General features: G+C 73.2%; 11 protein-coding genes. 7 read left to right on the top strand and 4 right to left on the bottom strand.

Annotated elements, in window-relative coordinates:
• Positions 1-518 (bottom strand): hypothetical protein (locus tag VGL20_00620; GenBank protein ID HEY2702170.1); only part of this gene is annotated, 518 nt, incomplete at its 3' end.
• 170 nt (positions 519-688) lie between these two features.
• Here VGL20_00620 and VGL20_00615 point away from each other — a divergent pair.
• The 5 genes from VGL20_00615 (at position 689) to VGL20_00595 (ending at position 6362) form a co-directional block, all read left to right on the top strand.
• A complete protein-coding gene (locus VGL20_00615; GenBank protein HEY2702169.1) occupies positions 689-1900 on the top strand; it encodes an Nramp family divalent metal transporter in 1212 nt (403 codons plus the stop codon).
• A gap of 45 nt (positions 1901-1945) precedes the next feature.
• Positions 1946-2302 (top strand): helix-turn-helix transcriptional regulator, encoded by a 357-nt coding sequence (locus VGL20_00610; protein ID HEY2702168.1) that lies wholly within the window; start codon positions 1946-1948, stop codon positions 2300-2302.
• Between the two features lie 63 nt (positions 2303-2365).
• Positions 2366-2674 carry a hypothetical protein gene (locus VGL20_00605; protein HEY2702167.1) on the top strand — a complete coding sequence of 103 codons (309 nt, stop codon included), beginning with the start codon at positions 2366-2368 and terminating at the stop codon, positions 2672-2674.
• A 104-nt stretch (positions 2675-2778) separates the two neighbouring features.
• The gene (locus tag VGL20_00600; protein HEY2702166.1) at positions 2779-4353 is read left to right on the top strand and encodes an acyl--CoA ligase family protein; all 1575 of its coding nucleotides are present in this window, start codon (positions 2779-2781) and stop codon (positions 4351-4353) included.
• Positions 4354-4370: 17 nt separating this feature from the next.
• Positions 4371-6362 (top strand): alpha/beta fold hydrolase, encoded by a 1992-nt coding sequence (locus tag VGL20_00595; GenBank protein ID HEY2702165.1) that lies wholly within the window; start codon positions 4371-4373, stop codon positions 6360-6362.
• 12 nt (positions 6363-6374) lie between these two features.
• Here VGL20_00595 and VGL20_00590 read toward each other — a convergent pair whose 3' ends face one another.
• The 3 genes from VGL20_00590 to VGL20_00580 form a co-directional block, all read right to left on the bottom strand.
• Positions 6375-7553 carry a hypothetical protein gene (locus VGL20_00590; GenBank protein ID HEY2702164.1) on the bottom strand — a complete coding sequence of 393 codons (1179 nt, stop codon included), beginning with the start codon at positions 7551-7553 and terminating at the stop codon, positions 6375-6377.
• 127 nt (positions 7554-7680) lie between these two features.
• On the bottom strand, positions 7681-8535 hold the full coding sequence (locus VGL20_00585) for a hypothetical protein (GenBank protein HEY2702163.1): 855 nt from the start codon (positions 8533-8535) through the stop codon (positions 7681-7683).
• Between the two features lie 112 nt (positions 8536-8647).
• Complete coding sequence (locus tag VGL20_00580) at positions 8648-9088, bottom strand: maleylpyruvate isomerase N-terminal domain-containing protein (GenBank protein ID HEY2702162.1); 441 nt, start codon at positions 9086-9088, stop codon at positions 8648-8650.
• A 26-nt stretch (positions 9089-9114) separates the two neighbouring features.
• Between VGL20_00580 and VGL20_00575 the strand changes: the two genes are divergently transcribed.
• Positions 9115-10242: a GAF domain-containing protein gene (locus VGL20_00575; protein ID HEY2702161.1), complete on the top strand. Its 1128-nt coding sequence runs from the start codon at positions 9115-9117 to the stop codon at positions 10240-10242.
• The coding region (locus VGL20_00570) for a response regulator transcription factor (protein HEY2702160.1) at positions 10235-10713 on the top strand (479 nt) is incomplete at its 3' end. The genes VGL20_00575 and VGL20_00570, both read left to right, overlap by 8 nt.

Genomic DNA, 10713 nt, shown 5'->3' with positions numbered 1-10713 from the left:
CCGACCGCGCCCGCGGTCGGTTGCGCCGGCCCGTGACGGAGGCGGCGCAGTGGCGCGGCCAGCTCCGCCAGCCGGGCGGCGGCCCGCCGCTCGCCGGACTCGTAGGCGAGCTCTCCCGCCGCCGCCTCCAGCGAGGCGAGGGCGGTGTGGGCGCCGGTGTGCGGCGCCGGCCCGCGCAGCAGGGCACGCAGGCTCGCCGGCGGGGTCACCGGCGAGGCCTCGAGGAGGCCGGCGACGAGCGCCCAGGCGGCCTCGACCTCCTCCTGCTGGAGCTCGGCGAGCCGCGCCGGGATCAGCGCCGGCCGGTCCCCCCCGCCCTCGAGCCGCACCGAGCCGTCGTCGCCGACGAGCACGTCGCCGGGGTCGACGCCACCGTGGACCAGGCCGCGCAGGTGCAGCGCGGCGAGGGCGCCGAGCACGGTGCGGCCGATGGCCACGGCGGGTCCGGGGCCCGGCCGGGCAACGGCGCGGAGCCGGCCGAGGCTCACCTCCGGCCGGCGCTCCCTCTCGGGGCTCATCAGGTCGCAGAGGGTATCCCTCGGACCGCCTCTCCCGTCCGGCCGGGACCGCCTGGATATAGTCGCTGCACGGTGAGTACTCCACAGCGCGGGTCCAGCCTGCCCTCGTGACCCCGCCCCCGCCCGACGCCGGCGCTGCCAGCCTGCCCGCCCACGCCGCCGCGACCCCGATCGCGGTCCGCGGCCGGGTCCGCGCCGCGCTGCCCCTGCTCGGGCCCGCCTTCGTCGCCGCGGTCGCCTACGTCGACCCCGGGAACGTCGCCACCAACGTCCAGGGCGGCGCCCGCTACGGCTACATGCTGCTCTGGGTCGTCCTCGCCGCCAACCTCATGGCGATGCTGGTGCAGTACCTCTCGGCCAAGGTCGGCATCGCCACCGGCCGCAACCTCGCCGAGCTCTGCCGCGAGCACCTTCCCCGCTGGGCCTCGCTGGGGCTCTGGCTCCAGGCGGAGGTGATGGCCATGGCCACCGACCTCGCCGAGTTCGTCGGCGCCGCCGTCGCCCTCGACCTGCTCTTCGGCGTCCCCCCGCTCACCGCCGGGCTGATCACCGGCCTGGTGTCGCTCGGCATCCTCGCGCTGCGCCCCGGCGGCTACCGCCGCTTCGAGGTGACCATCGTCGGCCTGCTCGCGGTGGTGCTGCTCGGCTTCCTCTACGCCGGCCTCCACAGCGGCGCCGACCCGGCGGGGGCGGCCCGCGGGCTGGTGCCGTCGCTCCACGGACCCGACAGCCTGCTGCTCGCCGCCGGCATCGTCGGCGCGACGGTGATGCCCCACGCCATCTACCTGCACTCGGCGCTGAGCCAGGAACGGCTCCGCGCCCTCGGCGAGTCCCAGCGCCGCCGCCTCCTCGACCTCCAGCGGGTCGACGTCAGCCTGGCGATGGGGGTGGCCGCGCTCCTCAACCTCGGCATGCTGGTGGTCGCCGCCGCGGTGCTCGGCGGCGGTGGCGGCGACACCCTGCAGTCGGCGCACGCGACCTTCGGCAGGGTCCTCGGCGGTGGCGCCGCGGTCGCCTTCGCGCTCGCGCTGCTCGCCTCCGGGCTCGCCGCCTCGAGCGTGGGCACCCTCGCCGGCCAGGTGGTGATGCAGGGCTTCCTCCGCCGCACCGTGCCGGTGGCGCTGCGCCGGGCGGTGACGATGGCGCCGGCGCTGGTGGTGCTGGGCCTCGGCCTCGACCCCACCCGCAGCCTGGTGATCAGCCAGGTGGTCCTGTCCTTCGGCATCCCCTTCGCGCTCATCCCGCTGGTGGTGCTGAGCGGCCGGCGCGCGGTGATGGGCAGCTTCGCCAACCGCCGCATCACCTCGGTCGCGTCCGGGCTGATCGCGACGCTGATCGTCGGCCTCAACGTGATCCTGCTGGGGCAGGCCGTCGGGATCTGAGCGACCGTTTGGTGAACCAAGCGGGCTGGTAGGATGATCGGCGTCATGGTTGCCCCCAGCGCGTCCTGGTCGGCGCTCGGCGACTTCATCCGGTCGCAGCGGCAGCTCGCCCGGCTCTCGCTGCGCCAGCTCGCCGAGCTCACCAGCGTGTCCAACCCGTACCTGAGCCAGATCGAGCGCGGCCTCTACCGCCCCTCGGCACAGGTGCTGAAGAGCATCGCGGAGGCGCTCCACCTCTCCGCCGAGACGATGTACGCGGAGGCGGGGCTGCTCGACCAGCGGGTCGACGAGGCCGGAGCGACGCCACGGGTCGAGCAGGCGATCCGCCTCGATCCTGGGCTGAGCACCGACCAGAAGGAGACGCTCATCCAGGTCTACCGGGGATTCCTCCGCGCCCGTTGACCCGCATAGCGAATGCTTGGTATACTTAGCGCAGAGACCACGCATTCCACGGGAGACCCCGCAATGGCAGCCACCAGCACCGTCACCGACTTCGCCGACGCCGTCCAGGAGCAGGTCACCTCGGGCATCAAGCAGGCCCAGGAGATCAACCTCGCCGCCATCGAGGTGTGCCGCGACTTCGCCGCCCTCTTCCAGCCCAAGAACGGCAGCCTCTCGCTCCCCGCGATGCCCGCGCTCCCCAAGGGCCTGCCGAACCCGACCAAGACCATCGACCAGGTCTACGGCTTCGCCGGCAAGCTCCTCGAGCTGCAGCACGACTACGCGGTGCGCCTGGTCGACGCGATGACCCCGGCGATCGCCGACAAGAGCTGACCCACCCCTCCCCCTTCCCGCCCCGGACGCATCGGCGTCCGGGGTGGGATCAGGCGGCGCCTCGCCCCGGTCGTCCGGCGGCTCACCCTGGTTAGAGTCGTCGCATGATCACCGAGAGCAGTCTGCGACAGCGCGTCTTCCGCGACGAGCTCTCGCCCATCGCCTTCCTCGAACGCGCCGGCACCGTCCACGGCGAGCGGCTCGCCGCGGTCGACGGTGACCGCCGGTACACCTACGCGCAGTGGCGGGGGCGGGCACGGCGGCTCGCGTCGGCGCTGCGCAGCGCCGGCCTGCGCAAGGACGACCGGGTCGCCTTCCTCGCCCTCAACGGGGAGCCGCTGCTGCTCGCCCACTTCGGCGTCCCCCAGGCCGGCGGCATCCTCGTCGCCATCAACACCCGCCTCTCCGCCGGCGATGTCGCGTACATCGTCGAGCACTCGGGTGCGAGCTGGATCCTCCACTCCCCCGAGCTGGCGCCGCTGCTCGCCGGCGTGCCCGCGTCGGTGCGCCGGGTCGACATCTCGACGGAGTTCGAAGCCCTGCTCGAGCAGGGCACCGAGGATGAGGTCGAGCCCTGGCTCGAGGACGAGGACGACGTCATCTCCATCAACTACACCTCGGGCACGACGGGACGGCCGAAGGGGGTCATGTACCACCACCGCGGCGCGTACCTCAACGCCCTGGCGATGGCCCTCCACCACCGCCTCACCGAGGACAGCTCCTACCTCTGGACGCTGCCGATGTTCCACTGCAACGGCTGGTGCTTCACCTGGGCCGGCGTCGCGGTGGGGGCCACGGCCGTCTGCATCCCCGCGGTCGACCCCGAGCGGGTATGGGGGATCTTCGACCGCGGCGAGGCCACCCACTTCTGCGGCGCGCCGACCGTGCTCACCATGCTCGTCAACCATCCGAAGGCCCACCGGCTGGAGCACCCGGTGCGCCTCTTCACCGCGGGGGCGCCGCCGTCGCCGGCGATCATCGGCCAGATGGCGGATCTGAACTTCGACCTCGTCCACGTGTACGGGCTCACCGAGACCTACGGGCCCTTCACCGTGCACCAGATGGCGCCGAGCACCAGGGACCTTCCCGCCGAGGAGCGGGCCCGGCTGCTCTCCCGCCAGGGCACCGCCCATGTCGCCGCCGGGGCGGTGCGGGTGGTCGACGAGAACATGAGGGACGTACCCGCCGACGGCGAGACCATGGGCGAGGTCGTCTTCCGCGGCAACGTCGTGATGAAGGGCTACTACGCCAACGACCAGGCCACCGCGGAGGCCTTCGCGGGAGGGTGGTTCCACTCCGGCGACATCGGGGTGATGCATCCCGACGGCTGGCTCGAGCTGCGCGACCGCAAGAAGGACATCATCATCTCGGGCGGCGAGAACATCTCCACCATCGAGATCGAGCAGGCGGTCGCCGCCCATCCCGCGGTGATGGAGTGCGCGGTGGTGGCGATCCCCGACGAGAGGTGGGGCGAGGTGCCCAAGGCCTTCGTCACCCTGAAGCAGGGACAGTCGGCCACCGAGGCGGAGATCATCGAGCACTGCCGGGGTCTGATCGCCCGGTTCAAGTGCCCCAAGAAGGTGGAATTCCTCGACCTGCCGAAGAACGCCACCGGCAAGGTGCAGAAGTTCGTGCTCCGCGAGCGCGAGTGGTCAGGCCGCGAGCGGCGCATCAACTGAGCGACGGGAGGCACGCGATGGCGACGACCATGGATGAGGTGAAGGAGGGTCTCGGCGAGGCCCAGTACGGCGCGCGCCTGGCCGGCACCACCTCCTCCAGCTTCGGCGGCGCGCTGCGCAAGCTGGCCCTCGACATCGCCGCCCACCCCGCCACCGCGGTGCGCACCACCGCCGACCTCGCGCTGCGCCAGGGCACCGTCGCCGCGCACACCATGAGCCGGCTGATGGGAGCCGACCCGGCGCCGCTGGCGGTGCCGCCCCCGGGTGACCGCCGCTTCGCCGACCGCGCCTGGAAGGACAATCCCTGGCTGCACCACATGCTGGAGAGCTACCTGGTCTCGGTGCAGTGGTGGCGCGACCGGGTCGAGGAGTCGCATCTCGACACCGCCGACCGCCGCAAGGCCCGCTTCGCCCTCAACGCGATCCTCGACGCCGCCGCCCCCAGCAACCTGCCGCTGCTCAACCCGGCGGTGGTGAAGGAGGCGATCGACACCGGCGGGCTGAGCGTGCTGCGGGGCATCTCCACGATGCTCCAGGACGCGGTGCGGAACGGCGGCCGGCCCCAGCAGGTCGACTCCTCAGGCTTCGAGCTCGGCCGCGACCTCGCCACCACCCCCGGCCGGGTGGTGATGCGCAACCGGCTGATCGAGCTGATCCAGTTCGAGCCGCAGACCGAGAAGGTCCACGAGATCCCCATCCTCATGAGCCCGCCGTGGATCAACAAGTACTACATCCTCGACCTGGCCCCGGGCCGGTCCTGGATCGAGTACATGGTGAAGAACGGCTTCACCGTCTTCGCCATGAGCTACCGCAACCCCGACGCGTCGCTGGCGTCGATGACCATGGACGACTACTTCACCGACGGCATCCTCAGCGCCCTCGACCAGGTGCAGAGGCTCACCGGCGCGCCCCGGGTGAACATCGGCGCGCTCTGCCTCGGGGGCACCTACGCGGTGCTCGCCGCCGCATACCTGGCCCAGAAGCGGCAGGCCGACCGGCTCGGCTGGGTGACCATCACCAACACCCTGGTCGACTTCTCCGAGCCCGGCGACCTCGGCGTCTTCGCCGACGCCGGCGGGGTCCGGGAGCTGGACAGGGCGATGGCGAAGAAGGGCTACCTCGAGGCCTCGAAGATGGCCGGCACCTTCGATGCGCTGCGCAGCAACGACCTGCTCTGGAACTACGTGGTCTCGAACTGGTACATGGGGCGCAGGCCGCCCGCCTTCGACATCCTCGCCTGGAACGCCGACAGCACCAACATGCCGGCGACGATGCACAGCCAGTACCTGCACGCGTGCTACCTGGAGAACCGGCTGGTGCGCCCCGGTGCCTTCAGCATCGCCGGCACCCCGGTCGACCTCTCCAAGGTCCGCACCCCGTTCTTCGTGCTCGGGGCCGAGGCCGACCACATCACCCCGTGGACGGGCAGCTACAAGCTCACCCAGAAGCTCGGTGGCGAGGTGACCTACGTTCTCACCAACAGCGGCCACATCGCCGGCGTCGTGAACCCGCCGGGGGGCTCGAAGAGCGTCCACTGGACCAACCCCGAGCACCCGGCCGACCCCGAGCGCTGGCGCGAAGCGGCGACCCGCCACCAGGGCAGCTGGTGGGAGGAGTGGCTGCGCTGGGCGTCGGAGCGCTCCGGCCCGATGGTGGCTCCGCCGCAGCTTCCCCCGGGCGAGCCCGCGCCGGGCCGCCACGTGCGCAACCAGACCGGAGCCGAGTTCACCGCCACCGTCGAGGCCGCCCCCGCCCGCACTCGGGCCGCGACCGGTGGCCGCGCCACGGCGGCGCCGGCGACCCGGACCCCGGCCCGGCGCACCACCCGGCGCCGGGCGGCGCCTCCCCCGGCCGCCGCCACCCCGGCCGCGGAGGCGCAGGCCACCGACACCCCGGCTCCGCCGGCCCCCCCGGCCACGAACGACGACCGGCCCGCGGCGCAGCAGGACGGCGCCCTGGTCGCCCTCGGCGAGGCCGACGCCCCGCGCACCGAGCCGTCGAGGAACTGAGCCGCGGCGCCGTCAGCAGTGGCTGGCGGCGAGGGTGAAGGACACCGAGCTCGGCCCGGACAGCTTCAGCCGGAAGCTGTACCTCCCGCTGGCGAGGGCGGCGTCGTCGAGGGTGAGCGACGTGCCCGTCGCCGTGGTCTCGGTGACGGTCGCGGACGCGTGGTCGATGAGCCGCAGCCGCACCGTGGCCACCGGGCTCCAGGTCAGGGTCGCGTGCATCGGGCCGGAGGCCGCGGTGGCGAGCGCCACCTTGGTGGACGTTCCCGTCCTCACCCTGCCCACGGTGGTGTCGGTGAGGCCGCAGCCGGCCGTGGTGGTGGTGGTCGTCGTCGTCGTGGTCGTGGTGCTGTCGGTGGTGGTGCTCGTCGTCGTCGTGTCGGTGGTGGTGATGGTCGTCGTCGTGGTGTCGGTGGTCGTGGTCGTGGTGGTCGTCGTGGTGTCGGTGGTGGTCGTGCCGGTGGAGGTGCTGGCGGTCGTGGTGGAGGTGGTGGGGGGCGCGATCGGCGCCAGCGTGCAGCTCCACGGGAAGGGCTTGCACGCCGAGGACTCCCTGCTCTCGGGGTAGCCGCAGCGGGTGCTCGGCGAGCCGGTGGAGTGGTCGTCCGCGTCGCCGTCGCCGTCGCACTCGGAGTTCCCGCCGGAGCCGGGCGCCGCCAGGCCGAAGTTGTGGACCACGATCGGGTCCCGGGCGGTGCCCGCGTAGGCCGACCTGCCGCTGGGATACACGGCGACGGTGCCGTCCGGGTACACGTTGGTCACCCGCCCCGCCGCGACCCCCGAGCTCGAGATGGTGAGGTCGACGTCCTGCTGCTGGCAGGCGCTGCCGCCGTTGCAGGCCGCGTATCCCTCCGGGTTGGAGGAGTCGGGCTTCGGGGTCTTCAGCTCGTGGATGCGGTAGCTGCCCGGTGCGAGGTTGGGGATCAGCAGGCAGCCGGTGTGGATGCTCGAGCAGTCCCCCTGCTGGAGCGGGCAGGTGGAGGACGAGAGGGCCTGCTTGGACCCCGACGGAGTGGTCAGCCGGAGGTCGATGCCGTTGCCGATCACCTGGTACTGGGCGTCGGGAAGCGCCTGCTTGCAGGAGTCCATGGTCTGCACATCGACCGAGGCGGTCACCGACGACCCGGCCGCCACCAGCGGCGCGCCGGCCCCGAGCAGAGCGGCGGCGCACAGCGCGATCACGGCCGTCGACACGGCGAGTCTCGTCCGCGAGCGCAGAGCGCGCACAACCCCCCTCCCTTCCCCTCGCCAACCCCGGTCGGGGGGCGAGCCGATGAGGACTAGAACGGAGGAGTCGTTTTTTCCCTGCGGTCGGGGGCGATCAGGCGATCGTCGACGTGGTGCCGCGCCGGGTGGTGGTGTGCGAGGTCGAGGTGCGCGGGGCCACGCCCCTCGCCGGCCGGGTGCCGGACGTGGTGGTGTGGTGGCTGCCGTGCGACCCGGTCTGCTGGCCGCCGCTCTGACCCGGGGTGTACCCGTTCAGCTGGCAGCTCCACGGGTAGGGCCTGCAGGCGACCGTGCCCTCCTGCGCCTCGGGAAAGCCGCAGTGCGAGCTCGGGGTGCCGGTGAGGTGGTCGTCGGCGTCGCCGTCGCCGTCGCAGCTGCCCGGGCCGAGGCCGAAGTCGTGGATCACCAGCGGGTCGTCGGCCGCACCCGAGTAGGGGCCGCCGTTGTCCGGCCAGGTCTTCACCGTGCCGTCCGGATAGACGGCGGTCACCGTCCCGGTCACCGATCCGTTGGGGGTGACGGTCACGTCCGCGACCTCCGACTGGCAGGCGCTGCCGCCCTCGCAGGGCGCGTAGCCCTCCGGGTTGGTGGCGTTGGCCGGGGGGGTGGTGCGCTGGACGATCTTGTAGACGCCGGGGGGGACGTTGCTGAACTGCACGCAGCCGTAGCTGATGTTGGCGCAGTCACCCTGCTGGAGCGGGCAGCCGCTCGACGGGGCGACCGCGTGGGGCCGGTCCGGCGGGGTCGTCGCCGTCATGGTGACGCCGCCACCGGTCAGTTCGAAGTCGGCCCCACCCAGCGCCTGCTTGCACGAGTCCATGGTCTGGACCCAGAAGGAGCCCGTCGCCGTCGCCGCCGCGGGGACGGTCGTGAACCCGATGGCGACGCTGCACCCAGCGATGACGAGCGTGGAGAGGACGATCCTGAGTCTCGAGCGCGACCACACCATGGTCCGGCTTCCTCCGCCTGATGTTCCCTTCCTGGTCGTGCGGCGGCCGGGAGCGGACACCGCAGAGGCGCAAAGGATACATGCCGCTCACCGGAAATGGGGAACGGATGTGTCAGGCGGCTCCCGAGCTCTCCAGCTCCTGCGCGTGGCTGGTGAGGTGTTTGGTCAGTCCGCGCACCCACTGGCAGGTGGGCCGGTCGGAGGTGAACTCCTCCTCGGGGAGCTCGGCGAGCGTCCCCGCCAGCGCCGAGGACGAGCGCTGGTAGCGACGGCAGACGTCGTCGAAGTCGAGCGCCGCACCCTCCTCGAGGGCGGCCGCGTTGAAGGCGTCGGGCTCGGGCATCGCGCCGGGGGTGCCGGTCAGCTGGCGGCCGGCCTCGTCGTGCCAGGCGGCGGCGTGGAGGAGGATCTCGCGAACTCCCCAGCCCTCCGGCTGCTCGCCCACCGGGCCCATCGCGGCGCGGGCGAGGCGGCCCACCGACGCGCTGAACGAGCCGAGCAGCCCGTCACGGCTGTCGGGGTCGGGGGCATCCATGCGGACGTCACGTGGCACCGCCGCAGTGTACATACACTGCCCGCGTGCAGAAGACGCCGCGGGACGCGCTCGCCGCGGAGATCCTCGACCTGCTGGCGCTCGCTCCCGGCCCCGAGCTCGACCGCGTTCTCGACCGGGTGCTGCGCACCGCGCGGCGGGCGGTGGAGGCCCGCTACGCCGCCCTCGGCATCCCCGACGGCCGGGGCGGCTTCGCCCGCTTCCGCACCCTGGGCATCAGCGAGCGGCGCGCCGCCGAGATCGGCGAGCTGCCCCGCACCCACGGCGTCCTCGGCGCCCTCCTCGAGGAGGGCCCGATCGTGCTCGACGACATCCGCCGCCACCCCCGGTTCTCCTGGTTCCCGGCGAAGCACCCGGTGATGATCGACTTCATCGGCGTCCCGGTCAGCCACCGCGGCGCGGTGCTCGGCAACCTCTTCCTCTCCGGCCGCCGCCAGGGACGCTTCACGGCCGCTGACCGCCGCACCCTGGAGACCATCGCCGGCTACGCCGGGGTGGCCATCGCCAACGCCCAGCTCTACGAGCGCGCCCAGTCGCTGGCGGTGGTCGAGGAGCGCACCCGGGTGGCCCGCGAGCTCCACGACGCCGCCTCGCAGCGGCTCTTCAGCCTCGTCTACGAGGCCCACGCCGCCGCGCTGCGCAGCCCCGACCCGGAGGTTGCGGCGGTGCTGGGACACCTCGAGGGCCAGGCGGCGGAGGCGCTCCGTGAGCTCCGCGGCCTGGTCCACGCGCTCCGCCCCAAGAGCCTGGAGCGCGACGGGCTCGCCGCGGCGCTGGCGGCGCACATCGACGCCCTGGGGCGGGGAGACGGGGTGGTGCCGGTGCTCGAGGCCGACCCCGACCTGGGCCTGACCCTGGAGCAGGAGCACGGCCTGCTCCGGATCGCCCAGGAGGCGGTGCACAACGCCCTGCGCCACGGCGGGGCGCCGGTGCGGATCCGCCTGCGCCGCCTCGCCGCCGCGGTCGAGCTCAGCGTGTGCGACCGCGGCCCCGGGTTCGAGCCCCAGGCGCTGCCCCGAACCGTGCGCACCCTGGGGATGAGCACGATGCGCGAGCGCGCCGACGCCCTCGGCGCCCGGCTCGAGGTGGTCAGCGCGCCCGGGCAGGGGTGCCTGGTGCGCGTCCGGGTGCCGCTGCGCCGCCGCCGTGGCTGATCCGGTCCGGCTGCTGCTGGTCGACGACCACGCGGTGGTGCGCGAGGGGTTGCGGGCCTTCCTGCGGCTGGTGCCGGGGTTGTCGGTGGTGGGGGAGGCCGGGGATGGGCTGAGTGCGGTGCGGGTCGCCGCGGAGGTGCGCCCGGACGTCGTGCTGCTCGACCTGGTGATGCCCGGGGGCGACGGGATCGCCTGTCTGCGGGCGCTCCGGTCGGCGGTGCCGGCGGCGCGGGTGCTGGTGCTGACGAGCTTCACCGACGACGCCCAGATCTTCGCCGCCATGGAGGCGGGCGCGGCCGGCTACCTGCTGAAGGACGTGGAGCCGGACGCGCTGGTTGCCGCGGTGCGGGAGGTTGCCGCCGGCAACCCGGTGCTGCACCCGGAGGTGGCTCGGCGGTTGATGCGGGGGCCCTCGGTCGCCGAGGCCGCGTTCGGGGAGCTGACCGGTCGGGAGCGGGACGTGCTGCTGCT

This window comes from Candidatus Dormiibacterota bacterium (assembly GCA_036495095.1).
Classification (GTDB): domain Bacteria; phylum Chloroflexota; class Dormibacteria; order Aeolococcales; family Aeolococcaceae; genus CF-96.
Note: the sequence above shows the minus strand (reverse complement) of the source record. Positions and strands in the feature narration are given on the sequence as shown.

Excerpts from the sequence above, each read along its gene's own strand:
- VGL20_00610 (HEY2702168.1), top strand. The coding sequence starts at position 1,946 with ATGGTTGCCCCCAGCGCGTCCTGGTCGGCGCTCGGCGACTTCATCCGG.
- VGL20_00595 (HEY2702165.1), top strand. The coding sequence starts at position 4,371 with ATGGCGACGACCATGGATGAGGTGAAGGAGGGTCTCGGCGAGGCCCAG.
- VGL20_00605 (HEY2702167.1), top strand. The coding sequence starts at position 2,366 with ATGGCAGCCACCAGCACCGTCACCGACTTCGCCGACGCCGTCCAGGAG.
- VGL20_00585 (HEY2702163.1), bottom strand. The coding sequence starts at position 8,535 with ATGGTGTGGTCGCGCTCGAGACTCAGGATCGTCCTCTCCACGCTCGTC.
- VGL20_00600 (HEY2702166.1), top strand. The coding sequence starts at position 2,779 with ATGATCACCGAGAGCAGTCTGCGACAGCGCGTCTTCCGCGACGAGCTC.